The organism is Sporosarcina sp. ACRSL (assembly GCF_022346605.1).
Lineage (GTDB): Bacteria > Bacillota > Bacilli > Bacillales_A > Planococcaceae > Sporosarcina.
In genome coordinates, this window is record NZ_JAKRNT010000001.1 from 147,786 (window position 1) to 174,150 (window position 26,365).

A 26,365-nucleotide genomic window follows, 5' to 3' on the forward strand; every position below is an offset into this window, starting at 1 on the left:
CTAACACTCCTTTATATTGTTATTGCACTTAACCCCTCATAATTGAAAGCGCTTTCTTCGTTGTAGCCAAAAATTCTAATCACAACACTCCTGTCGATTGATTAATTTCTTCAAATAGTAAAATGTTATATAAGTGACGCGGTCTTCCGCGGTGTATTGGTTGTTCTTCACCTGCAATGACAGCTAAGTTATTGCGCTCAAGTATATTAAGAATCCTTCTGGCACTTCTAATGGTCAAGTCGAGTCCATTAGCGAGATCAATAGCCGTTATATTTTTGCTACCAAAGTTTTCACAAAAAGAAAATAATTTATTGATGGTAGCTATACTCAGTCCAGCTAATTTTGCAAGGTTTATACGGTAGGGGTCATCACTACGCAATGAATATTGTAGTTGAGTTTCTTGTCCGATCGGACCGTAGACGGTACCTTCCACATCTACGACAAAGCAATGAAGCTTGTTCAATTGGGCTTTAACAAGGGCTTCACGTGCATTTATCTCCGCTTCATTAGCTGTGTGTCCAAAGCCTACTCCTAACGACGATTCTATATCCGTTTTCATAGCTATTTCGTTTAGTAGGGGCATTTTCTTGTATTTTTGAGTTACATTTTCAATCGCCCCCCGAGTCGTTATAAATCGAACTTCATCACGGTCTGACCAATCAAAAATTGCCTGAGCTTCTTCTCCGAAGTCAATGAGCAGATTTTGGAGCGCAACTTTTTTTCGCTTTGTCTTATAATCTGCTAATTGGGTAGAAGTAAAGACATTATTAAAATGTAGGATTCCGACTGCTATTTGAGTTGTACTGTTACGTAGTGCCTTACCTTCCAATTTAACTTTCTGCAGACTTGAGCGAATAGTGGATTTGGTAGGAATCACCCGATAAACTAAAACTCCAAGATCAGTTAATGCCTCATATACCGACTTTACACATGTAATTGCGATATCAATCTTATTCTCGGACCAAAGTTGATAATGGAATTGTACTAATTCCTCTGCATTTTGGTCGGTACTTAAGAATAATTCGTCAGGATTAAATTCCAGTTCATCAAGACATTCCTCAACCTCATCCTTATTGAACGTATCTATGCTGAATTGAAAAGGAGAGTCAATCGGATTAAATTCAGTTTCAGTTACGATTTTAAAAAGCGTCCGATATAAAGCGGTCCCTGATAAGGGGATAAAAACCATTGGTTTGTCCGTAATTTGATAATTCTTAGCAATATGATAGGGAATCGTACCGGCAAATAAATAAATATCGGCATTATGTTCTGTTTCTTTCACGACATCTACTGTTTCAAGTTCATGATTATAAGGAGCCGATAATAAGGTTATTTCAGGGTATTCTTTGCCTACTGTTAACACAAGTTCGTTTACGTCTTCTGGCCCTACCGTAACCACCTTTATTTCCATCTCAATTCAATCCTCCTTGTCATCCTATATAGTTTTTTTAAGTTGCTGAATGGTCAGTAAATTATAATTGCCATGTTAACTTGGATTCTATTAAAAGTAAATGTCCTTTAATAGACCTTAAATGATTTTTCATTACTAAAATCTCATCCATTCTATCGAATAGTAATGTAATTGTAATGTTACTGTAAAATAACAAAGATATTTTTTTGATACTATTCTAGTAGAAAGAAAAAACATATAAAAATTACACAAATAGATAAAGAGATAAAACAACAGAGATCAAACAACAGGGGTGGAAAATGAAGAATCGATTTATGCAATTCCTAATTGCTGTGTTTATTATTGCTGCAGTTCCATTTACAACTTCCAATACGGCTAGCGCCGCAAGTTCAAATGAGATTGCAGCTTATGCTCAGAAGTTCATTGGAACGCCATACAAATTTGGAGGGACAACTCCTTCTGGATTTGATTGTTCAGGATATATTCGTTATGTGTTCAATAACTTCAATATTAACTTGCCAAGAACTTCGGCAGATCAATTCAGAGTTGGGAAGTCAGTTGCCAAAGATGAACTTCAACCTGGAGACCTCGTATTCTTTGCGAATACATACAAAAAAGGAATTTCGCATACTGGCATTTACTTAGGGAATGATGAGTTCATTTCTGCAAAAAGTAGAGGGGTCATGAAAGCGAATATTAAGACAGATCCTTATTGGTCGCCAAAGTATGCTGGAGCAAAGCGTATCTCTACTGTCAAAGTAGCCTTTGATGAAGTGGAAGTGAAATCAACAGTGCCAATGAGTGAGACGTTTAAAGATCTTCCTCTTAAGCATCTTGCTCATGATGCAATTATCGCGCTGAACAAAAAAGGTATCATTAATGGATATTTAGATGGCACTTTCAGACCTGAAAATTCGATTACACGAGCACACGCTGCAACGATGATCAATCGGGAGCTTAAATTAAAGGCAACAACTGAATTGACTTTCAAAGACGTATCTCCAAATTATGCATATTATGATGATATTGCCGCACTGGTTGAGGCTGGAATCTTTCAAGGTTACTCAACTGAAGAATTTGGGGTTAACGATAACTTGACGCGTGCGCATCTTGCCGCCATCGTCGATCGGGCATTCGATCTTCAAGAAAAATTGGATTCAGAGTCTCAAGAGGTGTCTTCATATAAAGATGTCCCGACTACTCACTGGGCTTCTGAATCGACCCAAGCATTGAAGACATTGGATCAAACTGAAGTGTTCCAAACGGATAACTTTAACCTTGGGAAGAAAGCATCGCGGGCTGAATTTTCCGCAGCGATTTTCAGTGCAATCTCGGAGGAATAAATCAATAGTAAAAAAACCGTTCCAATCATTAGAGTTGGAACGGTTTTTTTACAGCTTTTGGGGAAGCATCTTTCTTATCCTTATTAGGCGAAGAGTTTTTTAAAGGATCACCGTAGGCTGTATAGGTTGTTGGATCTGGAGCTTGCTTTTTCTCGTTTGCATTTACATTCCGGTTGCTGTTTTGTGTCATTTGAATAAACCTCCTATCTAGAATGAATGATTTTATAATGCCCAAAAGCGCTCTTTTCATTCATCTCAAGAACGATCCTACTCAGTGGGTTCTAGTGTCATGATAAAGGATTCCTATAATTTTTTTCGTTTGATTAATATCATTGTGACCTAGAAAGTGATGTAATTCTTCAATGGAATAGCCAGCTTGATAAAGGTGATTCGCCCTACTAATTCTATAGCCATAAACGGAGTCGTAATCCGGAATGATATATGGATTCATCATTCTAGCTCTTCTAATATAAATACGAAGTTGTCTGCATAATTCTGTACAAGAAATATTCATATTGTGGAAGAAAATCTTTTGATGGGCTACTAAATTATACTCAGCTATATATTGTTCGATAACTTTGGAAAGAGAATACGAAAAGGGTACGATTCTGGTTGTATGAAGGCATTGCAACTTAATGTTAGGTTGATTATGTAATTGAATATCTTCCACTTTGGCATTGAGGATTTCGTTTACTCTTGCACCTGTTTCATATAACAAACTTAATATGATAAAGTGCTTCCTTTCAATTGCATTCGTGAAGTCAATTGTTTTAAGGATTTCCTCAATGGCTAGGATTGAGAAGTAGTTATTTGTTTTACCGAATATCATAATACAAATTACACCCCAAGCTTTTTCAGTAAGCATGGGAGATAGTTTAGAGTTTTATACATACTTGGGAATTGTATATGGTGATGGATAAATAGGGCAGAAAACAAGTCGGTCGGAAAGGTACTAGCAGCAGAAGAGTGAGCGGACTAATTGTAGGAACGCCTCCACTTCTATAGAATGGTGTGAAAAGGGAGGGGGATTAATTATGAACGAAGAAGTTAACAAATTATCGGATGTACTCTTACAAAGTCTTTATGATTATCACTTTGCGAATAACGGTGGAGGTTATACGTTACCTAAAGCTATGCTGAATGCGGACGTAACTAGTAAACTGGCTATTGATCACCTAATCGAAATGGGATATGCCACAGATAGTGGGCAAGGGACAGAGAATCTGGTATTAGCAATAACAGCAGAAGGTATGGAGTATATTAAAAATAAAACATCATAAGAGTTTTGAGATAGCAAGTGGGGCGTCCAAAGAGGCGCCCTTTCTCAATAGCTATGAGTAAATTCGACAAAAACAAAAAAACAGCCCCTAGGCATCCGGCCTAATAGGACTGTTCTGGAGAAGGTTGTTGTTCCGACAACCTTCCTACGGGTTTGGCACCCAATGATTCCGACTGGGCTCGAACCAGCGACCTCTACCCTGTCAAGGTAGCGCTCTCCCAGCTGAGCTACGGAATCGGGAGATGTGTTACTTGCTTACTGCACATTTATTATTATAGCTAGTTTTCCGTAGAAGTCAACACTATTTCTAAAAGTTTTTTCAAACGACGAAAAAAAGGTAGAATAAGAAGAAATGAGGTGATGATAATCGATCTACAATTTTCAATTCCTTTTGCATACGACTTTGATCGGGCGCTTGAACGATTGGCAAGTGACCCCGTTAATGCAATCGATTTGGAGAACCGCGAAATACGTATTCCAATGGAAGAAGGAAACATTGTCAGTTTAAATGCTATTGGCTCGACAGCTGCTCCAGTATTCTTACTGCGAAATGCAATAGATCAAAAACAAGTGGATGAGATCCGCTCTATTTTTCATTTTGACCGACCGTTGGATACAATTGCAGAACACTTCGAAGGAACCGATCTTGAACAGCTATTTAAGGATCATGCCGGCACTCCTCTTATCCGAAGCACTTCGCTCTATGGCACGTTGATGAAAAATATTATTCACCAACAATTGAATCTTGCGTTCGCGCATGTCTTAACGATGCGTTTTGTTGAATCATTCGGGTCTAAGCAGGATGGCGTGTGGCGGTACCCGAATCCGGAACGGATTGCTGCGCTTGAAGTAGAGGATTTGCGGAACCTACAATTCAGTGGAAGGAAAGCAGAATATGTAATCGGACTGTCAAGATCTATAGTAGAGGGAAAGTTGGACTTGACGAAGTTTACGAGAATGGACGACGAAGAGGTAACGAGAGAAATGGTCATTCACCGAGGTGTTGGACCATGGACTGCTCAAAATTTTCTTATGTTCGGACTTGGGAGACCGAACTTATTCCCACTAGCGGATATCGGATTACAAAATGCGTTAAAACGTTTATGGGGCTTCGACCGCAAACCGACCATAGAAGAAATGCAGGCACATTTGCCAGCATGGTCTCCATATTTAAGTTATGCATCGTTATATTTATGGCGAAGTATTGAATAACAAAATACAAAAGCTTCCCCGTTCAAAAGGGAAGCTTGGTCATTTATTGTGTGTGAGATTGTTGCATGTCTTGATTCATTTCGTTTTCATCATTAAAGTAGAGGAAAGTTTCATTGTCGAGGTCTGAGATGCGTTCCTTGTTGAGACCTAATGAAAGATTCCCTTCAAAAATTGTTTCCCACCAAGTATCTGTCGTTGTCATGTTCATTTCCTCCATTTCATTCATTTTCGGTTTGGGTTATGTGATACGTCTTTACCCTTGCACGAGTGCGACTAAAACGCATTCGACTGAAATAGAACCATTAGACCTATTGCTTGTTGGCTAAATAAACAAGTCCTTTTACCTTGGCTTGCTAAGCCTTTACATTCAAATTTCGGGGATGGAAAAACGAATTAGGCAATATTAGTATATGTTGACGCGCATTTTCCCAAACTGCGTAATTGGTCGGAATTTGGCGGATTGAAATCAGTCCTTTTGCTATATTGACATTTCGTTTTGTTGAAGGAGGAGAAAATTTGTGGCAATTGCTCAAAATATAAACTCGATGATTAAAATTCAGCGGGATTTTTTCGATTCTGGCGTCACGAAAACTGTAGAATTCCGGCTGGAAATGCTGGAGTCCTTACGGAAAGCAATTCTTTCGAAAGAAGAGGAAATCCATAAAGCATTACAAAAAGACTTAGGGAAAAGTCCATTTGAATCATATGTAACGGAGGTAGGATTCGTCTTATCGAGCATCACATTTATGATGAAGCATTTGAAAGAGTGGATGGAGCCGGAGTATGTGAAGACGCCGGTTCATTTGCAACCTGCGAAAAGCTTTATCGTACGGGAGCCGTATGGATCTGTTCTCATTATCGGACCTTTTAATTACCCATTCCAGTTAATAATGGAGCCGTTAATTGGCGCCATCGCTGCTGGGAACTGTGCAATTGTTAAACCGTCCGAAGCAACTGTCCATACAGCTAAAGTCATCAAAGATATAATCAAAGAAATTTATCCGCAACAATATGTACAAGTCGTCGAAGGCGAAATTGAAGAAACAACTGCGCTGATCCATGCGCCTTTCGATTACATATTTTTTACAGGGAGCGCTGCAGTTGGAAAGATTGTCATGAAGGCAGCGGCGGAACGGTTAACACCTGTCACTTTGGAGCTCGGTGGAAAGAGCCCTGTCCTCGTCGATCTAACCGCTAACATTAAGAGAGCGGCGGAACGGATCGTATGGGGGAAATTCATTAATAACGGACAAACTTGTGTCGCTCCAGACTATGTCCTCGTCCATAAAGCTGTTAAGAACAAACTTCTGAAAGAAATCATCAATTGCATTCGTGCTTTTTACGGAGAAGACAGCTCAAAAAGCGTCGATTATGGCAGGATCGTTAATGGCAAGCATTTTGACCGGCTAACGGAAATAATTGAAAAGGAAAAGGGACATATCGTTTTTGGTGGGATATCGGACCGGGATGATTTATATATTAGTCCAACCCTATTGGATGGTGTTTCATGGGATGGACCTGCAATGGAAGGAGAACTATTCGGCCCAATTCTTCCGATCTTGACATATGAGAATTTAGGCGAGGCAATCCATCGGATCCGCGAACTGCCCAAGCCATTGGCTGCTTATATGTTCTCCGAAAATGAAAAAGCACAGCAATACTTCTTGGAAAATTTCTCATTCGGTGGCGGATGCATTAATGATACAGTATCGCATGTCGGGAATATCCATTTGCCTTTTGGAGGTGTCGGAGCATCCGGGATGAACGCTTACCACGGGAAAGCAAGCTTCGATTTGTTCACACATTCAAAATCAATCATGAAGAAAAGTACGAAAGTACCGATTCAAATTGGATACCCTCCATACGGCAACAAGCTTTCGATGGTAAAATCCTTTTTGCGATGAAAGCAATCGTTGATGCACCTCGGAAAGAAGTAGTAATATAAGTATCATACATCATTTGTTTATTCTCCATCCGGAAATGATAGAAAAAGAAAAGGGGAAATGAAAGATGCACCAATTTAATGAAGCAAGAACGATTGAATTATTGAAAACGTTAGTTGAAACACCGAGCCCATCCGGTTATACAGAAAAAGTCATGCAAGTGATCATCGACGAGCTTGGGAAAATCGGAGTGCCGTTCAAACGGACAAATAAAGGAGCAGTCATCGCAACGGTAAAAGGGAAAGATGATTCCCGTCACCGCTTATTGACTGCCCATACGGATACGCTCGGTGCAATGGTGAAAGAGATTAAAAGTAATGGAAAATTGAAATTGACGATGGTCGGCGGGTTTAACTGGAATGCAGTGGAAGGTGAGTATTGCCATATACATACCGCTTCAGGCAAGGAAGTCCGCGGAACGATTTTGATGCACCAAACGACGGTTCACGTGTACCGTAATTCGGGAAGTGCTGAAAGGAATGCAGACAACATCGAAGTACGCATCGATGAAAAAGTGACGAATGCAGCTGAAACGAGAGCATTAGGCATTGAAGTAGGGGATTTTGTTTCATTTGATCCTAGATTTGAAGTGACACCAAATGGTTTTGTTAAGTCAAGACATCTCGATGATAAAGCGAGCACGGCGCTCCTCTTAGAATTGATCCGCACATTGAAAGAAAACGATACAGAACTGCCGAATACGACTCATTTTTATATTTCAAACAATGAAGAAATCGGTTATGGTGGGAATTCTAACGTTCCAGCTGAAACAGTTGAGTATATTGCGGTCGACATGGGAGCAATTGGAGATGGCCAATCCTCGGATGAATATACCGTTTCAATTTGTGCGAAAGATTCAAGCGGACCTTACCATTACGCGCTGACGAGACATTTGACAGCCCTTTGTGAAAAAGGAAGCGTCCCATACAAGCTTGATATTTATCCTTATTACGGATCAGATGCATCGGCTGCGATCCGAGCAGGGTTCGATGTGCGGCATGCTCTGTTTGGTCCTGGGATCGAATCGTCTCATGCATTGGAAAGAACCCACGTCGATTCGTTGAAAGCGACAGCGCAATTGCTGCACGCATATGTAACTTCTGAAATGATGGATTGAAGCTGGATATAGAAAAGCTGTAAGGAGGGCTCGTAATGGAGACCGGTTATTTATTTTCAAGTTTACCAATTAAAAAAGTAGAGGGGATTCTCCCCGAAACGGTTACGGATCTATCCGTTGATTCAAGATCTGTCAATGCGGGAGGCGTTTTTGTCTGCATTAAAGGATTTACCGTAGATGGACATGCCTATGTTTCAAAAGCGATTGAAAACGGCGCAAGGGTCATTGTCGCATCAGCACCCGTAGAAGTCGATTTAGACAAGGTTGCGGTCGTTTACGTAGACGACACAACAAGGGCGGTCTCTTTACTGGCGCCTCGTTTCATGGGCTATCCTTCAAAACGGATGACGATGATTGGCGTGACAGGAACGAACGGCAAAACGAGTGTAAGCAATATGCTTCATTCTGTTTTACGCCATGCAGGAGAAAAATCAGCAGTGACGGGGACAATCGGATTCAATTTGGACGGTGTTTTATTTGAAACCGAAAATACGACTGCCGATGTGCTGACGACCCAGCAAATGATCAAGCAGGCAGCTGATGCAGGATGCTCTACAATGACAATGGAAGTCTCTTCGCATGGTCTTGTCGAAGGAAGATTGGCAGGCACCGAATTTGATATTGCAATCTTTACGAATTTATCGCACGACCATTTGGATTTCCATAGGACGATGGAGAATTACGGGCATGCGAAAGGTCTTTTATTCGCACAACTTGGACAAGATCTAGACCAGTCGAAGTACGGTGTTGTCAATGTGGATGATGCATGGGGGTTGCGAATGAAAGAGATGACTTCCTTCCCGGTATTGACGTATGGCATTCACAAGGATGCTGATTTCCGTGCTACAGACGTCAAGTTGACCGTGGATAGCACTTCATTCCACTTGGATTCCCCGGCCGGTGGTTTTGATGTCAAAATGGCGCTTATCGGAGAATTTAATGTGTACAATGCGTTGGCTGTCATAGCTGCTTTGTATGCGAAAGGGCTTGAAATGGAAGTGATCCTCGAAGGCCTTTCTGTCATTCCTTCTGCAAAAGGAAGGATGGAGAAGGTCGAGACGGATTTGCCGTTGACGATCTATATCGATTACGCCCATTCACCAGATGCGATTGAAAAGGCAATTCAAGCAGTGCTTCCTTATAAAGATGCAGACAGCCAATTGATATTCGTCATTGGGACAGGTGGCAACCGGGACCGAATCAAACGCCCGATCATGGCAGAAAAGGCATCGATTGCAGATTATGTCGTGCTGACGACAGACGATCCGAGAGACGAACCGTACGAGACGATTTTGTCGGAATTGGAAGCGGGCATGAAACACAATCGATATGCGTGCATCGGGGACCGTGAAGAAGCGGTTCGGCATGCGGTCTCGGTCGCGGGAGAAGGAGATATTATTATCTTCGCAGGAAAAGGCCACGAAGACTTTCAAATCATCGGCAGAGAAAAACTGCCCCATTCCGACGCCGACATCGCCTTGGACGAGGCTGAAAAGAAGTTTGGAAGAGGGTATATAAAGAAATAAGAGGATTAAGAGCTGTCATTTAGGCAGCTCTTTTCTGTTTTGAATCGTTCTGTATTACCTTCTTTGTATAATTAAGTTATGTCGTTGATTGGAGTGGAAGGCGGCGACTCCTGCGAAAGCCGTAACGAAGAACGGCTTTTGCGAGCAGGATAAGGATGCCTTAATTTCTGCAAAAAGCGCAGAAATACGGCCAATCGAACCCTTCAATGTTCGATTGGCTCACGGACCGCCCGCGGAAAGCGTCCGCCTGTAACGGAAATCAACATAAGTTGTTTTACAAAGTTACAAGAAAAAAATGTTGAAAATGACGCTCATTCTGACTATGCTTAGAAAAGTGGAAAAGAAGGAGTTCAGACAAAATGCAAAAACCTATACATGAAGAGATTGCCTCACGGCGCACATTCGCAATCATTTCCCACCCGGACGCTGGGAAAACGACAATGACAGAAAAACTGCTCTATTTCGGAGGTGCCATCCGTGATGCAGGTACCGTAAAAGGAAAAAAGACAGGGAAATACGCAACATCCGACTGGATGGAAATCGAAAAGCAACGTGGAATATCAGTAACATCTTCCGTATTGCAATTCGACTATGATGGCAAGCGTGTCAATATCCTCGACACACCTGGACACGAAGACTTCAGTGAAGACACCTACCGTACATTAATGGCAGTAGATGCTGCCGTCATGATGGTCGACTCGGCAAAAGGAATCGAGCCACAAACCATTAAACTATTCAAAGTTTGCCGGATGAGAGGCATTCCAATTTTCACATTCATGAACAAAATGGACCGCCAAGGGAAAGAGCCTCTTGAATTGATGGAAGAATTGGAAGAAGTATTGGAAATCGAATCATACGCTATGAACTACCCGATCGGTATGGGAAAAGAATTCATCGGTGTCTATGACCGATACAATCATCGTATCGAACAAGCACGTGTCGAAGGCGATAGCCACTTCCTACCGTTAAATGAAGATGGCGAGCTTGCAGTCGAGCATCCGATGACGGAAACTTCTTATTATCAGCAAGCGCTTGAAGATGTCCTGCTATTGAATGAAGCTGGCAATGAATTCGACGCGGAACGAGTCGCGAAAGGTGAGTTGACGCCTGTCTTCTTCGGAAGTGCCTTGACGAATTTTGGCGTTCAGACATTTTTAGAGACATTCCTTAAATTTGCCCCGGCTCCTCAACCGAGAAAAACGAAAGATGATCAGTTTATCAATCCGAATTCGGAAGAGTTTTCAGGGTTCATTTTCAAAATCCAAGCGAATATGAATCCGGCTCACCGTGATCGTATCGCGTTTGTCCGGATTGTTTCCGGCGGGTTTGAAAGAGGGATGTCGGTTACCGTTCCTCGAATTTCGAAAACGATCAAATTATCGCAGACGACGCAATTCCTCGCAGATGACCGTGAAACGGTAAATGAGGCGGTTGCAGGTGACATTATCGGCTTATATGATACAGGAAACTATCAAATCGGCGACACGGTTGTCGGAGGTAAATCAAATTTTCAATTTGAAGCTTTGCCACAGTTCACTCCTGAATTATTCGTTCGTGTCACAGCCAAAAACGTTATGAAGTCGAAGCATTTCCATAAAGGAATCCTTCAATTGGTGCAAGAGGGCGCCATTCAATATTATAAAACATTGCATACAGAAGAAGTCTTATTAGGCGCAGTCGGACAGCTTCAATTTGAAGTGTTTGAGCATCGAATGAAGAATGAATACAATGTGGACGTCCATATGGAGCATATCGGCTCAAAGGTCGCGCGCTGGATTGAAAATGAAAGCGATGTGAAAGAGTCGATGACGGGGCAACGTTCAATGCTAGTGAAGGACCGTTACGATAATCTTGTTTTCTTGTTCGAAAACGACTTCGCGCTCCGTTGGTTCGGTGACAAATATCCAGACATTCGACTCTACAGCCTATTATAATTTTTTAACCGGGGATTTGGTTTCTCCGGTTTTTTTATTGTATGGGGCAAAGGTCACAAAATGAAATATAAGTTGGGAAATGATCGATAACTTCCGGGAAATGAACGATATCTCCTCCGAATTGATTGATAACCCACGGGAAATGAACGATATCCGTCGGGAAATGATCGATAATTTTTTCAGTCGCGTTTATCCGCAGAATCTTACATTCACGATTGATGTTAAAAGCGACTTTCAATATGATAGTAGTAAGCTTTATTCAACGAAAGGGATGTGCAAATGAAAATCAGTAATTTTTCTATTAAACGACCTGTCTTTACGATTGTGACGATGTTTTTAGTCATCATCCTAGGGGCGGTGTCTTTTTTCAAAATACCCGTGACGCTCATTCCTGAGTTGAATCCGCCGGTAGCGGTTGTCGTCACTAACTATCCGGGTGCTTCCTCTACGGAAGTGAGCGAGAAGTTGACAAAACCGTTGGAGGCGAGTTTGTCGACCGCACCCGGTTTGAAATCGATGCAATCATCGTCGCAGGAAGGGGCCAACTTCATTCTGCTCATGTTTGATTGGTCTACAAAAATTGACGATGTGCAACTAGACATTATGCAAAGGATCGACCAAGTGCCAGTTCCAGAAGGCTCCAGTGCACCGAGGTTCATGAAATTTGATCCAGCCCAATTCCCTGTCATCCAGCTAGCTCTACGGACAAGTACTGAAGAGGCGGATATCCGGAAGATTGCCGAACAACTGGAAACAGAGTTGAGGCGGACAAAAGGGGTGGCGAGCGTCACCGTTTCAGGGAAATTGGTGGAAGAGGTCCAAGTCATTTTGGATCAGAAAAAGCTAGAGAGGTTCGGGCTCGTACAATCGGATATTGTCCAAGCCATTCAAGCAAACAATGTCTCAATGCCCGGAGAACCGATTGAAACAAGTGACAGAAAGCAACTGACGACAAGGATTATCAGCACACTGACGACCATCACAGATATCCGGGAAGTTACGGTAGGACTCAATCCGATGAATGGCAATAAAGTGAAGGTCAAAGATGTCGCCGACGTTGCGATGCTTGAAGCAAAAGCCACTTCCGAAACGAGGGCGAACGATCAACAAGCTGTCCTCATGTCCGTGCTGCAGGAATCTGGAGCAAATACGGCGACGGTTTCTACAGCATTCAAGGACGCGTTGGATAAAGTGCTTGCTGAAGAGGAATACAAGGATGTTGAAGCGGATATTTTATTCGACCAAGGTGACTACGTTAAGCTCGCTGTTGGAAATATAGGGCAATCGCTATTGCTTGGCGGTTTATTTGCGATGCTCGTATTATTCCTATTCTTACGGGGAATTAAAAGTCCGATCATTATCGGCATCGCTATCCCGTATTCGATTATAGTCACGTTTGTCCTCATGTTTTTTGCCGATTTTTCGCTTAATATTATGACCCTTGGCGCATTGGCGCTAGGAATCGGGATGCTGGTAGATAATGCAATTATTGTTATTGAAAATATCGAGCGGCATATCGCGATGGGGAAAAGACAGAAAGAAGCGGCGAGGGATGGGGCTAAAGAGATTAGCGGCGCCATAATTGCTTCGACATTAACAACGCTAGCCGTCTTTGTACCTGTCATTTTCATTAGTGGATTAATCGGGCAGATCTTCACGGAATTTGCGTTGACTATTTCGTTCAGCCTTTTTGCATCGCTTGTCGTCGCTTTAACAGTTGTGCCAATGATGGCTAGCCGGATGCTCAATATGCCTCGAAAGAATATCGAAGCGAGAAGACGCCGCTCAAAAACATTTAACAGATTTGAAAGATCCGTCAAATGGTCCCTTAGACACCGTGCCGTCGTTTTGCTCTTTACTTTCGTTCTTCTTGTCGGCAGCGGTATCGGTTTGTTTAAAGTCGGCACCGAATTTCTTCCGCCGACGGATGAAGGCTTCTTTAGCATCTCAATTAAGATGCCCAACGGATCTTCCTTATCTTCTACAAATGAGGTCGTAAAAAAGATTGAGGATCGGCTGAAAGACGAAGAAGAAATTGACGTTTACGTCAGCTTAGTTGGAGGCACGCAGCAAAGTATGGCGCAAGGTGGTTCGAATTCAGATCGTGCAGAAATGTACGTCAAACTCGTACCACTAGCAGAGAGAAACCGTTCAGTCTTCCAGTTTGTTGACGATGTTCAGCCTGGTGTTCTTGAACTGGTAGGGGAATCAGCAGACGTCCGTTTTGAGATGCAAACCGCAGCTGGATCGAGTCCGAACACATTGTCCTTCTCATTGAAAGACACTAATGAAGAAAGATTGAATGAATCGGTTGCAAAGATTGAAGAAGAACTTTCCAAGTTGGATTCAGTGCTGGAACTATCAAATAATCTCCAAGATACAGTGGAGGAAATCCATATTGATGTAAACCGCGAGAAAGCATCCGACCTTGGTTTAGTGCCTTATCAAATTGCGCAAACCGTCAATTCGATTACACGCGGTCAATTCGCTTCACAATTTGTTGATAAAAAAGACAATGTCGTTAAGGTAATCGTTCAATATGATGAGAAGTATCGGAACAGTATTGACAAATTGAAGCAAATCAAATTGAGGACACCATCTGGGAATTTCGTTGCTCTTCAAGAAGTAGCGACAATTTCCATTGAAGAAGGACCAGTTTCCATCAGACGGGTGGACCAAGCCCACTCAGTTTCATTCAATGTAAAATACGAATCGTCCAATTCCTTGGGCGATATGACCGCGAAAGTGAATGAAATAGTGGAACGCATCGATTTACCTGACGAAACGGAAATGACGTATGGCGGTGATCGAGAGTTATTCGAGAACTCAATCAACGATATGCTATTGGCGATTGCTCTCGCTGTCGTGCTCGTCTATATTGTTATGGCTGCACAGTTCGAATCCTTCAAGTATCCATTTGTCATCATGTTCACTGTGCCGCTGAGTGTGATAGGGGTAGCTCTTGGTCTACTTGTCACAAATACACCGATCAGTGTTACAGCAATCATCGGCATACTCGTGTTAGTTGGCATCGTCGTCAATAATGGAATTGTTCTCGTCGACTATATTAACCAACGGAAAGAAGCCGGGATGTCTTCATTTGACGCGATTATCGTTTCGGTGAGAAATCGAGTTCGGCCAATTTTAATGACAGCGTTGACGACAATTTTAGGATTGGTGCCGCTGGCGCTCGGAATCGGTGAAGGAACGGAAATGAACCAGCCGATGGGAATTGTCGTTATCGGTGGGTTAATCAGTTCCACATTCCTAACATTGTACATCGTTCCGATTGTGTATAGCTTGTTCGATCGGGAAACAAGAAAACGTGCAGTTGAAACCGAATGACTAAAAAGTCCGGGGAAACTTAACTCCGGACTTTTTTTAGATGAAATTAGTGTATGAATTGTGTCCAAGTATTTTTGGTGTTATAATCTCTTAGAAGCACTCAACAACTTAATATTTCTTTTGACAGTTGTCAAAGGGGAGTAGCTATAGGGAAACCTATTTCATAGTCGTCAATACATGGCAAGAGCCATCGGTTATGATAGCAGGATTTTTACTACATAAATTTCTGACTTAGCGAGACCTTTGCCTTTATTAGGTGAGGGTTTTTTTATTTGTAGAAAATAGGAGGCAGAAAAATGGAAGCAATATTATTGGAATACGCATGGGTACTTCTTGTATTGATTGGACTTGAAGGGCTGTTGGCAGCGGATAATGCTGTCGTTATGGCCGTCATGGTAAAGCATTTACCGAAACCACAACAGAAAAAAGCATTGTTCTATGGATTGCTCGGTGCATTTGTCTTCCGCTTTGCGGCTTTGTTCATGATTACGTTTTTAGTCAACATCTGGCAAATACAGGCGCTTGGAGCGGCGTATCTCTTATTCATATCCATTAAAAGCTTGATGGATAGGGGCAAAGGGGATCACGATGAACTAAAGAAACCTCGGAAGAAATCCGGCTTTTGGATGACCGTATTAAAAGTAGAACTTGCGGATATCGCATTCGCTTTAGACTCCATGCTTGCAGCCGTTGCATTGGCTGTTACGTTGCCGGAACTAGGTAATTTCCATATCGGTGGAATTAACGGCGGCCAATTTATTGTCATGTTACTCGGCGGAATCATCGGCTTAATCATTATTCGTTTTGCTGCTAGACAATTTGTTGTATTGCTTGAAAAATTCCCTTCACTAGAAACTGCAGCATTCGTTATTGTAGGCTGGGTAGGTGTCAAGCTGGTAGTTCTGACATTGGCACATCCTAAGTTACAAATTATTGATGAGGCATTTCCGCATTCAACTCTTTGGAAAACGATTTTCTGGACTGTCCTTTTAGCTATCGTCATTGGTGGTTATTTGACAGCCGTTGCACAAAGAAAAAAAGCGAAATGAGAAAATCACAAAGACCGGTACAGTAATTGTACCGGTCTTTGTTATAGTCATTTTCTTTTCTTTTTCGGAAAAGTTCACTAAAATGAAGAGATGATTTCTTCTTATGAGAAAGGTTCTGATGGCATGAAATTCACAAGGGAACATTTATACCGATTTACACCGGCCCAAGTCATCGTCTTTTACTATTTTATAGCGATCGGATTTTCCTTCCTCTTGCTGAATTTGCCGGGCGTCTATTTGCCAGGAGTAGAAGTCAGCTTTATAGATAGCCTGTTCACCGCAGTAAGTGCAGTAAGTGTGACGGGATTGACGCCTATTAGCATAAGTGGCACCTATTCTGTCTTCGGGTTATGTATGCTCATGCTCGTTCTCCAATTAGGCGGAATCGGCATTATGTCGATCGGCACATTCTTTTGGCTATTGGTTAAAAAGAAAATTGGGCTTCGAGAACGACAACTGATCATGGTGGACCATAACCAATATTCGCTTGCTGGAGTCGTCGAGCTCATTAGACATATCGTCCAGATTATCTTTTTAATTGAAATTACAGGCGGAATCATTTTGACATTGTATATTATGAGATATTACGACTCCTTTGGTGAAGCGTTGTTAAACGGGATGTTCATGTCCGTATCAGCAACGACGAATGCCGGGTTCGATCTTACAGGCTCTTCCATGCTTCCTTATTTCAACGATTACTTTGTGCAAACAGTCATAATGATACTAATTATACTAGGTGCCATCGGTTTTCCAGTTCTCATCGAAGTGAAAAGCTATTTCTCAAAAACAGTGCCGAATTTCCGGTTTTCTCTGTTCACAAAAATTACGACCGCCACGTTCGGGCTATTGCTCATTTGGGGTGCATTGCTCATTTTCATTTTGGAGTCGTTCAACTCATTTAAAGGTCTTGCATGGCACGAAAAGATCTTTGCATCCTTATTCCATTCGGTGTCTTCCCGGTCTGCGGGATTGACGACGTATGATATAACACAATTTAGTGATGCTACAGATATTTTTATTTCATCCTTAATGTTTATTGGGGCTTCCCCGAGTTCGGTAGGAGGTGGAATTCGGACGACGACATTCGCGATTGCACTCCTGTTCCTTTATAACTTTGCGCAAGGGAATAATGTCATTAACATCTTCCGGCGTGAAATCAAGCTCATAGACGTTTACCGTTCCTATGCTGTCATCCTCCTTGCGTCAATGATGGTCATGACGGCATTGCTCATCCTGCTAATTACTGAAAAAGATATTCCGGTCGTCGCTTTATTGTTTGAAATCACCTCTGCCTTCGGAACTTGCGGCATGTCGCTTGGAATTACATCGGACTTATCGGTTATCGGTAAATTAATCATCATGGTGCTCATGTTTATCGGGCGGGTCGGTCTCATCTCATTCCTTTACACACTAGGCGGAAGAACGAACAAAAAACCATACACATATCCTAAAGAACGCGTCATCATCGGATAAAAAAGCATCTTTCCTCTATTTTTAGAGGAAAGATGCTTTTTACATTAATGAACTACATATTTCGCCTTTTTAAGAAAGTGAAACTGCGGTTGTTGGCCTTTGCTGAAGAACGTGACAAGATAACCGTCCTCGTTAATTACATTAGGCGTATCGGCTTCTGTCGGACGAACAGCGACAGGGGTAATGAATGTATGCTTGCGAATATTCCTTTCGGTAAGCCTTGTCGGAGTTACCACTCTTTCAAGCAGTTCTTTGTCTTCCAAAATCGAACGTTCGATTGCTGTCAAGGTTTCCGGATCGATGTCCTCATCCCACCAAATATGACGTGGTTGGAAAGTGTGGTGCGCCAAATAATCGATTTTCATAAGACTTCTGACAATCGTCATATTTGCTTTTCCATAATCCAGCAGGAATTCTTCCAGCCTTGTGTACAAGTCTTGAAGCTGGTGGCCAATTCTCGACCAGCCACGGGTTTCCCAGAACGTGCCGAATTGTTGGAAGAAATCAAAGGGCGTTTCAAATACTTCTGAAACTAAATACTCAACTGTGCGTGGCATACGATTGTCGTTCCAATACTTTTCAAGAACGTCTTCGGTTTGTTTAATTCGTAAAATATCATCGAATGTCAGTACATTGTTCGATAATATTTCATAAGGAGCTTTATCGATATACGTATAGCCGTATTGCTCTGCCTGAATTCGCAACCCAGTCCCTCGTAGGAGTTTGAGGAAGCCTAATTGCAGCTCTTCCGGGCGCATGGCGAACACATCGTTAAACGTGTTTCTGAATGAATCATAATCCTCTTCAGGCAGCCCTGCGATCAAATCAAGATGCTGTGCAATTTTCCCGCCTTCTTTAACCATATTGACTGTTCTGGACAGTTTTTCGAAGTTTTGTCTTCGTTTAACGAGTTCATTTGTCAAGTCATTCGTTGATTGGACTCCGATCTCAAAACGGAACAGGCCGGCAGGTGCATTTTCGTTTAGAAAGTTAATCACTTCCGGACGCATAATATCTCCTGTAATTTCAAATTGGAACACGGTTCCTGGCAAATGTTCGTCAATAAGGAACTGAAACATTTCCATCGCATAGCTTCGACTTATATTGAATGTGCGGTCCACGAACTTGATTGTCTTCGCTCCGTTTTTCATCAAATACCGAATATCTTCTTTAATCGCTTCACGATTGAAATAACGGACACCGACCTCTATGGATGATAAACAAAACTGGCATGAGAAGGGGCAACCTCGGCTTGTCTCGATATACGTCACTCGATTAGACAAATGTGGTACGTCTTCTTCAAATCGAAAAGGGGAAGGAAGCTCACGAAGGTCAAGTTTTGGACCGGGAGCCGTAACTTTCAACTGGCCATCCTCCAAATATGCAACCCCTTGAACTTTTGTGATGTCGATTTTTCCGGATTGGTAATCGAGTAATTGCTTGAAAGTTCTTTCTCCTTCTCCGATGACGATAAAATCAATTTCAGGGACTTTTTCCAACCATTTATCATAGTCATATGTCACTTCAGGTCCGCCAGCTATAATGACAAGCTCCGGATTTGTCTTCTTCAAAATGCGGATCACTTTTATTGACTCTTCAATATTCCATATGTACAAGCTAAATCCGACAATATCTGGTTTTTTTTGATAAATATCTGATACTATATTTAAAGTGGGGTCTTTAATTGTGTATTCTGCCAACACCGGTTCGTATTCAGGCATTGCGTACGATTTTAAATACCGAATGGCTAGGTTAGTGTGAATGTATTTTGCGTTTAACGTGGTTAGGACGATATTCATGGAATTGCTCCTTTTGTATGATGCTTATTGATGGTGTAGGTGACTACAATTTAGTCTTTTTTTACTATGTTATTGCTTCTGATAATATGAAATAATCAGAATTAAAGATACTTTGTTAAAATGGATTATCTTTGAATGAATTCTTATCGTTTGACATACTGTTTGGTAATAGGGCACAGGAGGTATCAAATTGAGTGATTTCGATATGATAAAAAACATGTCTTTCCTCTTGGATGACAGTTTTCGACCAAGTTTGATTCTGCATTTAAATGGAGATATCTATTATGAAAATGAGCCATTTAAAATACACTTCAATATAAAAAACAAAAGGAATATTGAAGAGATCATCGATTCGACTTCCATGCTTAAATGGACAGGGTTTTCTGAACGTGCGTCGAAATCGGAACATATCCTCATGGAGAAAATATCAATTACATTATGTTTCGATGAAAATTATCCGGGTGAAGTGCAATTGTTTTATTTTCCGGAAATTACAAAGATTATTGCCAAGTTTGACGTTCAGCAGCCTTGCAAGATACCTTCCGTGAAAACATATTTCAATGCATTCAGACATTCGACCAATTTCATGCTTTTAGTCGATCAGAATGCAAAAATCCGAGATGTCAACGATAAGCATAAAGTTTTCATCAATCGATCGAGGCAAGATCTGATCGGTCAATGTTTTAGCAAAGTAATGTCCATAATTGATCCTGACTATGACGCAGCCGTTCAAGATTGTCTCGAACAAGTGAGAAATCAAGGCTTTGCAGAAACAATTATAACGTACCAAAGATCATCAGAGGATACAAGATACTATCATATTACAAATACCTATGATAAAGAAACTAATATGTTTATTATCCAAATGGATGATACAACCGAAAAAGAGAATCTCCAAGTGCAATTGGCCCATTCCGGATCATTATCAGCGGTTGGACAAATTGCGGCCAGCATTGCCCATGAAATAAGGAACCCGATTACAACTTTAAAGGGATTTACACAGTTGCTGAAAGTGGCCGCTACTGAGGATTCGGTCCGATATATTTCAGTGATCGAGGACGAAATCGAAAGGATGGAGTCTATTCTAGGAGAGATGCTAGTCCTTTCAAAACCATCCGAAAAAAAGAAGTCCCTATTTTCCTTAGAAGTATTGGTCGGGGATATGGTATCGATATTGTCTCCGAAGGCACTTATGGATGGAATTGAAGTTATCCAGCAAACCAAAGTGAACACGACCCCTTTATTATTCGGAGATTCCGATAAGATGAAGCAAGTGCTTCTGAATTTATTTAAAAACGCTTTGGAATCGATGCAAGTCGGGGGGAAACTGTCCATTCTCCTTTCGGAAAACGATGACAAATTAGTTCTTTCCATCACTGATACAGGAAAAGGGATGACACGTCATCAAGTGAGCCAAGTATTCATGCCTTTCTTCAGTTCGAAGCCAGGGGGAACAGGTTTAGGTTTGCCTTTCGTCCTTAAGACTGTTGAAGATCATGGAGGAACGATTGCCGTGGAAAGCCAAATTGGTATCGGGACGAAATTCACATTAACTTTCCCTAGAGCTAAAGAAGAGGCGAACAATGTGTTAAAAGGCAAGCAGTCCATCGTTTCTTGAATTGATTCATTTTGACACAGTCGTCAAAATGTCGATATAATAGTTTCGAGTCACTGACAGGAAAATAAAAGGTGGAACCGTACAATGGTAAATGAAACAGAACGTGCATTAAAATTATTTATCGTCCTTTCAAGGGCGAGCAAGGTCGTCTTGGAAGAGGCGAATAAGACAATCGAATCCTTCAAGCTGAATCCTACCGAGTTCGCAGTATTGGAACTTTTGTATCATAAAGGAAGGCAGCCCATCCAAAAAATCGGACAAAAAATATTGCTTAGCAGTGGTTCTATGACATATGTTGTCGATAAACTCGAAAAAAAGGGGCTTCTTGAACGTGTATTTTGTAAAGAGGATAAACGGGTGACGTTTATGTCCATCACTGAGGCAGGCAAAGAATTGATTGAAGAAATTTTTCCGACCCATGAAGAAAAGATAAAAGAATTGATGTCTGCTCTTTCGGATTCAGAACAGGAAACTGCAATCGAACTCGTAAGAAAACTAGGATTATCTATAAAGGATTTATCATAACCATTCATAAAGAAAACGCCGAACAGCATTTGTTCGGCGTTTTACGTGTTTATTGTTAGTTAATTGTTTGTCCCATATTCAAGAAATCGGTTTTATAATCTTCCTCAAGGTTGTCGAAAAGGGTATATCTAACAACCATCTCGTCTTTCTCAAAAACAATTCCAGTGACTGGTCCTGTATCCGTGTCAACCTTGAACGCTTTAACGTTCATGATTCCTTGATCTTCAGCATTCGTAAATACATCTGTCACTTCTACAGGCTCACCGCCATTGCTTGACGCTTTTAACACTTCTTGCATATTATCCACTAAGTAATCATACGTGCCTTCTTCGGCCGTTTGCGTTTCAATTCGCATGAATGCGTTCGGGTTTTCATCTGCATACAAACTATCCCGGCCTGGCTCTTCACTCGTTAACGTATAGCCTGGCAAAACTTCGATAGAGAATTGCTGTGCGTCACTTTCAGTTACTACCGCTTCAGCCATTGCATCTTCAGATTCCGTGACTTCACTTGCTGTTCCAGAATCAGATTCGGTATCTGTAGATGTCCCATCCGTTGAACTGCCATTCGTTTCATCGACGACTTGTTCTTCGTTTTCCGGGACTCCTTCATTTTGCTCCTTATTATCGGTACCACAAGCTGTAAGGAGAATCGCAGCTGCAAATCCTGTGCATACTAGTTTCCAATTGAGTTTCATTGAAAATACCTCCTCGGTGTCTTTTCATTGACTGTATGAGTTTCACATAATTGGACGAATGAAGATGGAAAATGTTTCACTCATCGCTGCCGTGTATGATGGTATACCGCTTATGGTTAACAACAGTCTTTTCTTCCAGCTCCAGTTCATCGAAGTTTTCCATATATGTCAAATCGACGATTACAGAGTTCTCATTCACTTTCTCTACGATTCCTTGCAACCCATCTTTAAACTCTATAATATTCCCAACCTCAGCAATTTTCATAATTCAAACAGCTCCTTAAACAGATTATCTTTTATATTCTGCCTTAAAATGTGTAAGACGTAAAGTGTTTCACTCTGAAAAAGTGTTTTCATTTATCGGAAAATGTAGCAAATTGAATTTCTTTTTCTATATACAATGATGTATAATAGTGATTTAGGTATATGTACACTCGGGAGGTATTGCGCATGAAACGGAAATTGGAAGATGAAATCGAGTCGGCGCGCAAGGAATTAATCACAATCGCTAAACAAAAAGGCTTATCTTCAATGGAAACATTACAAATAAGCAAAGCCCTCGATTGTTTGATCAATGAATACAATTCTCTCGAGGGAATACCTGGGCATTTTGAAAGATAAATAGAAAGGGTGGGGGATTGTTTTGGTAACGATTACAGATTTTCGAAACGAATTGAACAGGACCGTCATAGGAAGAGAGAAAGAATTCGATCTCATGTTAATCGCCATATTGCAAAAAGGTCATGTATTGCTGGAGAGTGTGCCAGGATCCGGTAAAACGATGATGGCGAAAAGTTTTGCGAACGCTTTCAAAGGGGATTTCAAACGTGTGCAATTTACGCCAGATGTGTTGCCATCCGACGTGACAGGCATCCGTTATTTTAACCCGCAGTCACAAGAGTTCGTTCTTAAAGCCGGACCAGTCAAAACAAATATATTATTAGCTGATGAAATAAACCGTGCAACACCGAGAACTCAATCGAGTTTGCTCGAGTCTATGGAAGAAAGACAAGTGACAATCGATGGAGAAACACTTCCGCTGCCGACGCCTTTCATGGTCATTGCAACACAAAACCCAATCGAATCACAGCAAGGAACTTTCCCATTGCCTGCAGCACAGCTGGACCGTTTTTTGTTCAAACTGAACATTGAATATCCTTCGTTTGAGGAAGAACATGACATTTTACGTCAATACGGCAAAAATCCTGGACAAATACTAACGGAGCGAATCGTTGATGCGGAAACAGTTCAGAAATGGGCAACTGAAGCAAGCGAAGTGACGGTTCATGAAGATATTGAGAAATATATTTTGAAAATAGTCCGAGCGACTCGGGAGCATCCTTATTTGGAGCTTGGTCTAAGTTCCCGTGCTGCACTTGCAATTCTTCAGGCGGCAAGGACGAAAGCTTATATTGAAGGCAGAGATTATGTCACGCCTGATGATGTTAAGAACATTCTTCCACCAGCCGCATTGCACCGGATGGAACTTTCAACGGAAGGGGTATTGACAAAAACAATCGAAGAAGTGCTAGAAGAGATCGTGAATTCCATCACTGCACCACTTGAGGCGACGGTCTAATGAAGTGGAAACGTTATGAACATGGGTTTCGATCGATTCACCAAGGGATGGCGATCACAATAATCTTCTTCGTTTTCGCTTTCATCTATTTGCAAGTGTGGTTAGCAGCATGTTTTGCGGCGGTGTTCGCGATGCTTGCCTTTCAGAACATCTATTTTTCGAAGATTGGAGAAGGCTTAACCGTTAAATTCCGCGCAAAGCAGAAACGGATCTTAATCGGCGAAGAGGAAGAACTTGTGATGGAGTTCGAAAATGGAGCTGTTCCAATTTGGAATGGGACTTTGACCATATCTTTGGAAGATGCAGTGGCACCTAGTTCAGATAATAAAAAGCATTATAGTGGAATTTATGATTTGACTGTCCCATTTGCGATAGGCGGGAATAAAAAGGTGGAAATCCGTATCCCTCTCGAAGGAAAAAAACGTGGAATGTCGAGAGTCACAAGGGTCATGTTGGAAATCCCTCATCTGTTTGGAGACGGGTTTGTCAATATGGAGCTCAATGAACCGATTTACTATCAAAGCTTAGTATACCCAAAGGTGAATTCTCTCGGCAGGGAATTAACATCATCTCCATTCAAGCCTGGGGAAACCGAACAAAAGCAGTCGCTGTTCATGGATGCGTTCCAGCCGATTGGCACACGTGACTACGTACCGACGGATCGCTTTGATCAGATTCACTGGACGGCGAGTGCTCGGATGCAGAAATTGCAAACAAAAGAATTTCTACCGGTTAGCTCGCAAAATGTCGTGCTTATGTTGAACACGATTGAAAAGGAAAGAAGGTCCTTGGACTTTGAAACAAAAATCGAGCGGCTCGTTTCCTATGCGGATTTTTGTATGAAACACGGAATCCCTTATTCTGTCGCCATCAATATTCGAAGCTTTGGGTCGACACCTTATTTGCTGCTACCAAGTGGTACGGGCAAAGTTCAATTTCAGAAACTGATGCTCATGCTCGTTAAAATTTCGGACAAGCATGCGAAATTGCCTTTCGAGGAAATGCTACTCCATATGGAAAGTTCGGGACAGATTCCGCAGACGGTAGTGTTGATTACACATGAAACTAACCGAATGAAAGCTCTCGCAAAACAATGGGAAAAGCGTTATGAAGTCATACTAGACAATTCCCACGAAAGGAATGAAAGGATTTGGGACAGTCAACATACGAAAAAGACCGAAACCGATTCAACCTATCTGAACGTCTAATTGTTGAAATGTTTCTCCTATCCTATGTATTCATTTTCTTTTTAGGGGAAACTGGGTCTTTAATGCCATACGTTTGGATACTCATTTCAATTAGTACAGGAGTGCTCGCCTTTTTCCTGTTTTACAATCGGGATTACTCTCTCGGTTATGGTGCAGGATTGGCATTGGTAGTTACGGCTCCATTGTTATTATTCAATGCGCCACTCTTGAATGTACTCATTTTTTTCGTTTATGTACTATGGAGAATTCAGGCAAATTTCAATGGTTCCAGAATTCAAGGATGGCCTTTTTTAACTGTTAACACACTTGTATTCGTCATCCTGTTTTTCCTAGCACGATTAATGTTTGCCTTTAAACATCCTGAGGTGCTGATGAAGCAGCAACTCATTTTGTTCCTGATAACAACATTCCTCTACTTTTTTGTGCGAATGGTATCAATTACGGTTAACAGCCGGGTATTGAACAATTTTAAAGTGGAAGAAGCGGGCAAGATTTTTGGTTACATCATAGGATTAGGAGCGTTTGTCTTTGGAGTCGTCTTTTTTACCTTGGATCCAGTGAGAAGATTCGTTATTAGTGTACTGGGCTTTGTCTTCGGTGGTGCCCTTTCTCTAATTGGACCAACGCTGGATTCAATATTCAAGAACATTAAGTCAGGAGCCGAATTAAGAGAAGAAAACATGGAGGAACCTGAAAGTGGGTTCGTTGATTTTGAACTGCAAGATGAATTAACTATATACGGTAATACTTCCTCCATTTTCGAATACACCACTTTGGCGTTAGTGTTAGCAACCATCCTAATCATTACAATCATACTTATAAGGAGAAGAGGGAAAGAACGCGTAGTGGAGAAAATGGATAGCTATTCATTTTCGTTTAGAGGAAGAAGGCAAAAACCTGAGGACGAGCAACGTCAATTGTTGTATGATTATTCATCGGCACGCGATGAAGTAAGAAAGACTTTTGAAGAATTTGAGAAAGAAGCGCAAAATTATAATTTTAGCCGCATGCATGGGGAAACGGTACAAGAATGGTTCTCACGAATGGGTTGGAAGCAGAATGAATTGATTTTATCAATTTATAATGACGTTCGTTATGGTTCACGTACACCTTCCGAAAAGGAACATTCTTCGTTCATTGAAGAAATCGAGCAAATTAAAAAAACTTTTTTTAAAAAAGAGGTTTAAGATGTTTTGAAACGGGGGACATTATAATTGAACACAGCAACATTCTCATTTCCCCCTTTTGAGGGCAGACCCTATTACAGGATCTGTCCTCCTTTTTTTGTTCAAAACATTTATAATGAA

The 26,365-nt window shown here is 41.4% G+C and carries 24 protein-coding genes and 1 tRNA gene; 17 read left to right on the forward strand and 8 right to left on the reverse strand.

Features of this window, described 5'->3' with window-relative positions:
- Positions 1-79: 79 nt before the first annotated feature.
- Positions 80-1,411 carry a transcriptional regulator gene (locus MHZ92_RS00935; protein WP_239429615.1) on the reverse strand — a complete coding sequence of 444 codons (1,332 nt, stop codon included), beginning with the start codon at positions 1,409-1,411 and terminating at the stop codon, positions 80-82.
- 299 nt (positions 1,412-1,710) lie between these two features.
- On the opposite strand from MHZ92_RS00935, the gene MHZ92_RS00940 reads away from it, so the two are divergent.
- Positions 1,711-2,754, forward strand: a complete 1,044-nt coding sequence (locus MHZ92_RS00940; RefSeq protein ID WP_239429616.1) for a C40 family peptidase — start codon at positions 1,711-1,713, stop codon at positions 2,752-2,754.
- A 28-nt stretch (positions 2,755-2,782) separates the two neighbouring features.
- Here MHZ92_RS00940 and MHZ92_RS00945 read toward each other — a convergent pair whose 3' ends face one another.
- Together MHZ92_RS00945 and MHZ92_RS00950 are read right to left on the reverse strand one after the other, a co-directional pair.
- The gene (locus tag MHZ92_RS00945) at positions 2,783-2,944 is read right to left on the reverse strand and encodes a hypothetical protein (RefSeq protein WP_239429617.1); all 162 of its coding nucleotides are present in this window, start codon (positions 2,942-2,944) and stop codon (positions 2,783-2,785) included.
- An 81-nt stretch (positions 2,945-3,025) separates the two neighbouring features.
- The gene (locus MHZ92_RS00950; protein WP_239429618.1) at positions 3,026-3,583 is read right to left on the reverse strand and encodes a tyrosine-type recombinase/integrase; all 558 of its coding nucleotides are present in this window, start codon (positions 3,581-3,583) and stop codon (positions 3,026-3,028) included.
- 205 nt (positions 3,584-3,788) lie between these two features.
- On the opposite strand from MHZ92_RS00950, the gene MHZ92_RS00955 reads away from it, so the two are divergent.
- The gene (locus MHZ92_RS00955) at positions 3,789-4,034 is read left to right on the forward strand and encodes a hypothetical protein (protein ID WP_239429619.1); all 246 of its coding nucleotides are present in this window, start codon (positions 3,789-3,791) and stop codon (positions 4,032-4,034) included.
- Positions 4,035-4,197: 163 nt separating this feature from the next.
- On the opposite strand, the gene MHZ92_RS00960 is transcribed toward MHZ92_RS00955, so the two are convergent.
- Positions 4,198-4,270 (reverse strand) — tRNA-Val (locus tag MHZ92_RS00960).
- Positions 4,271-4,393: 123 nt separating this feature from the next.
- Between MHZ92_RS00960 and MHZ92_RS00965 the strand changes: the two genes are divergently transcribed.
- Positions 4,394-5,245: a DNA-3-methyladenine glycosylase family protein gene (locus MHZ92_RS00965; RefSeq protein WP_239429620.1), complete on the forward strand. Its 852-nt coding sequence runs from the start codon at positions 4,394-4,396 to the stop codon at positions 5,243-5,245.
- Positions 5,246-5,288: 43 nt separating this feature from the next.
- On the opposite strand, the gene MHZ92_RS00970 is transcribed toward MHZ92_RS00965, so the two are convergent.
- Entirely contained in the window at positions 5,289-5,447 is a 159-nt protein-coding gene (locus MHZ92_RS00970; RefSeq protein WP_239429621.1) for a hypothetical protein, read from the reverse strand.
- A 316-nt stretch (positions 5,448-5,763) separates the two neighbouring features.
- On the opposite strand from MHZ92_RS00970, the gene MHZ92_RS00975 reads away from it, so the two are divergent.
- The 8 genes from MHZ92_RS00975 (at position 5,764) to MHZ92_RS01010 (ending at position 17,632) form a co-directional block, all read left to right on the forward strand.
- Complete coding sequence (locus MHZ92_RS00975) at positions 5,764-7,149, forward strand: aldehyde dehydrogenase (protein ID WP_370644535.1); 1,386 nt, start codon at positions 5,764-5,766, stop codon at positions 7,147-7,149.
- 106 nt (positions 7,150-7,255) lie between these two features.
- A complete protein-coding gene (locus MHZ92_RS00980) occupies positions 7,256-8,305 on the forward strand; it encodes a M42 family metallopeptidase (protein ID WP_239429622.1) in 1,050 nt (349 codons plus the stop codon).
- A 35-nt stretch (positions 8,306-8,340) separates the two neighbouring features.
- Positions 8,341-9,831: a UDP-N-acetylmuramoyl-L-alanyl-D-glutamate--2,6-diaminopimelate ligase gene (locus tag MHZ92_RS00985; protein WP_239429623.1), complete on the forward strand. Its 1,491-nt coding sequence runs from the start codon at positions 8,341-8,343 to the stop codon at positions 9,829-9,831.
- A 359-nt stretch (positions 9,832-10,190) separates the two neighbouring features.
- Positions 10,191-11,765 carry a peptide chain release factor 3 gene (locus MHZ92_RS00990; protein ID WP_239429624.1) on the forward strand — a complete coding sequence of 525 codons (1,575 nt, stop codon included), beginning with the start codon at positions 10,191-10,193 and terminating at the stop codon, positions 11,763-11,765.
- A gap of 79 nt (positions 11,766-11,844) precedes the next feature.
- Complete coding sequence (locus tag MHZ92_RS00995) at positions 11,845-12,048, forward strand: hypothetical protein (protein ID WP_239429625.1); 204 nt, start codon at positions 11,845-11,847, stop codon at positions 12,046-12,048.
- Positions 12,045-15,110, forward strand: coding sequence for an efflux RND transporter permease subunit (locus MHZ92_RS01000; protein ID WP_239429626.1), 3,066 nt, complete (start codon positions 12,045-12,047; stop codon positions 15,108-15,110). Before MHZ92_RS00995 ends, MHZ92_RS01000 begins: the two co-directional genes overlap by 4 nt.
- Positions 15,111-15,406: 296 nt before the next feature.
- Positions 15,407-16,159, forward strand: a complete 753-nt coding sequence (locus tag MHZ92_RS01005) for a TerC family protein (RefSeq protein ID WP_239429627.1) — start codon at positions 15,407-15,409, stop codon at positions 16,157-16,159.
- Positions 16,160-16,282: 123 nt separating this feature from the next.
- Positions 16,283-17,632 (forward strand): TrkH family potassium uptake protein, encoded by a 1,350-nt coding sequence (locus MHZ92_RS01010; RefSeq protein ID WP_239429628.1) that lies wholly within the window; start codon positions 16,283-16,285, stop codon positions 17,630-17,632.
- Positions 17,633-17,676: 44 nt separating this feature from the next.
- Here the strand turns inward: MHZ92_RS01010 and MHZ92_RS01015 are convergent, their stop codons facing one another.
- Complete coding sequence (locus MHZ92_RS01015) at positions 17,677-19,431, reverse strand: B12-binding domain-containing radical SAM protein (protein WP_239429629.1); 1,755 nt, start codon at positions 19,429-19,431, stop codon at positions 17,677-17,679.
- A 190-nt stretch (positions 19,432-19,621) separates the two neighbouring features.
- Here MHZ92_RS01015 and MHZ92_RS01020 point away from each other — a divergent pair, with 190 nt between their 5' ends.
- Together MHZ92_RS01020 and MHZ92_RS01025 are read left to right on the forward strand one after the other, a co-directional pair.
- Entirely contained in the window at positions 19,622-21,049 is a 1,428-nt protein-coding gene (locus MHZ92_RS01020; protein ID WP_239429630.1) for an ATP-binding protein, read from the forward strand.
- A gap of 84 nt (positions 21,050-21,133) precedes the next feature.
- Positions 21,134-21,574, forward strand: a complete 441-nt coding sequence (locus tag MHZ92_RS01025) for a MarR family winged helix-turn-helix transcriptional regulator (RefSeq protein ID WP_239429631.1) — start codon at positions 21,134-21,136, stop codon at positions 21,572-21,574.
- 55 nt (positions 21,575-21,629) lie between these two features.
- On the opposite strand, the gene MHZ92_RS01030 is transcribed toward MHZ92_RS01025, so the two are convergent.
- Positions 21,630-22,271 (reverse strand): hypothetical protein, encoded by a 642-nt coding sequence (locus tag MHZ92_RS01030; RefSeq protein WP_239429632.1) that lies wholly within the window; start codon positions 22,269-22,271, stop codon positions 21,630-21,632.
- 76 nt (positions 22,272-22,347) lie between these two features.
- Entirely contained in the window at positions 22,348-22,536 is a 189-nt protein-coding gene (locus tag MHZ92_RS01035; RefSeq protein ID WP_060210187.1) for a YkvS family protein, read from the reverse strand.
- Between the two features lie 185 nt (positions 22,537-22,721).
- Here MHZ92_RS01035 and MHZ92_RS01040 point away from each other — a divergent pair, with 185 nt between their 5' ends.
- Genes MHZ92_RS01040 through MHZ92_RS01055 form a run of 4 tightly spaced genes read left to right on the forward strand, consistent with a single transcriptional unit; the run spans position 22,722 to position 26,245 of the window.
- Entirely contained in the window at positions 22,722-22,892 is a 171-nt protein-coding gene (locus tag MHZ92_RS01040; RefSeq protein ID WP_239429633.1) for an aspartyl-phosphate phosphatase Spo0E family protein, read from the forward strand.
- A gap of 22 nt (positions 22,893-22,914) precedes the next feature.
- On the forward strand, positions 22,915-23,850 hold the full coding sequence (locus tag MHZ92_RS01045) for an AAA family ATPase (RefSeq protein ID WP_239429634.1): 936 nt from the start codon (positions 22,915-22,917) through the stop codon (positions 23,848-23,850).
- On the forward strand, positions 23,850-25,058 hold the full coding sequence (locus MHZ92_RS01050; protein ID WP_239429635.1) for a DUF58 domain-containing protein: 1,209 nt from the start codon (positions 23,850-23,852) through the stop codon (positions 25,056-25,058). Before MHZ92_RS01045 ends, MHZ92_RS01050 begins: the two co-directional genes overlap by 1 nt.
- Entirely contained in the window at positions 25,001-26,245 is a 1,245-nt protein-coding gene (locus MHZ92_RS01055) for a hypothetical protein (protein WP_239429636.1), read from the forward strand. The genes MHZ92_RS01050 and MHZ92_RS01055 overlap by 58 nt, the downstream gene beginning before the upstream one ends.
- Positions 26,246-26,365: the final 120 nt, after the last annotated feature.

Bases quoted from the DNA above. Each gene is read 5' to 3' on its own strand.
- MHZ92_RS00945 (WP_239429617.1), bottom strand. From the start codon at position 2,944: ATGACACAAAACAGCAACCGGAATGTAAATGCAAACGAGAAAAAGCAA.
- MHZ92_RS01010 (WP_239429628.1), top strand. From the start codon at position 16,283: ATGAAATTCACAAGGGAACATTTATACCGATTTACACCGGCCCAAGTC.
- MHZ92_RS01000 (WP_239429626.1), top strand. From the start codon at position 12,045: ATGAAAATCAGTAATTTTTCTATTAAACGACCTGTCTTTACGATTGTG.
- MHZ92_RS01040 (WP_239429633.1), top strand. From the start codon at position 22,722: ATGAAACGGAAATTGGAAGATGAAATCGAGTCGGCGCGCAAGGAATTA.
- MHZ92_RS00985 (WP_239429623.1), top strand. From the start codon at position 8,341: ATGGAGACCGGTTATTTATTTTCAAGTTTACCAATTAAAAAAGTAGAG.
- MHZ92_RS01030 (WP_239429632.1), bottom strand. From the start codon at position 22,271: ATGAAACTCAATTGGAAACTAGTATGCACAGGATTTGCAGCTGCGATT.
- MHZ92_RS00940 (WP_239429616.1), top strand. From the start codon at position 1,711: ATGAAGAATCGATTTATGCAATTCCTAATTGCTGTGTTTATTATTGCT.
- MHZ92_RS00980 (WP_239429622.1), top strand. From the start codon at position 7,256: ATGCACCAATTTAATGAAGCAAGAACGATTGAATTATTGAAAACGTTA.
- MHZ92_RS01035 (WP_060210187.1), bottom strand. From the start codon at position 22,536: ATGAAAATTGCTGAGGTTGGGAATATTATAGAGTTTAAAGATGGGTTG.
- MHZ92_RS00955 (WP_239429619.1), top strand. From the start codon at position 3,789: ATGAACGAAGAAGTTAACAAATTATCGGATGTACTCTTACAAAGTCTT.
- MHZ92_RS00950 (WP_239429618.1), bottom strand. From the start codon at position 3,583: ATGATATTCGGTAAAACAAATAACTACTTCTCAATCCTAGCCATTGAG.
- MHZ92_RS00965 (WP_239429620.1), top strand. From the start codon at position 4,394: ATGATAATCGATCTACAATTTTCAATTCCTTTTGCATACGACTTTGAT.
- MHZ92_RS00970 (WP_239429621.1), bottom strand. From the start codon at position 5,447: ATGACAACGACAGATACTTGGTGGGAAACAATTTTTGAAGGGAATCTT.
- MHZ92_RS00995 (WP_239429625.1), top strand. From the start codon at position 11,845: ATGATCGATAACTTCCGGGAAATGAACGATATCTCCTCCGAATTGATT.
- MHZ92_RS00990 (WP_239429624.1), top strand. From the start codon at position 10,191: ATGCAAAAACCTATACATGAAGAGATTGCCTCACGGCGCACATTCGCA.
- MHZ92_RS01050 (WP_239429635.1), top strand. From the start codon at position 23,850: ATGAAGTGGAAACGTTATGAACATGGGTTTCGATCGATTCACCAAGGG.
- MHZ92_RS00935 (WP_239429615.1), bottom strand. From the start codon at position 1,411: ATGGAAATAAAGGTGGTTACGGTAGGGCCAGAAGACGTAAACGAACTT.
- MHZ92_RS01025 (WP_239429631.1), top strand. From the start codon at position 21,134: ATGGTAAATGAAACAGAACGTGCATTAAAATTATTTATCGTCCTTTCA.
- MHZ92_RS01015 (WP_239429629.1), bottom strand. From the start codon at position 19,431: ATGAATATCGTCCTAACCACGTTAAACGCAAAATACATTCACACTAAC.
- MHZ92_RS01005 (WP_239429627.1), top strand. From the start codon at position 15,407: ATGGAAGCAATATTATTGGAATACGCATGGGTACTTCTTGTATTGATT.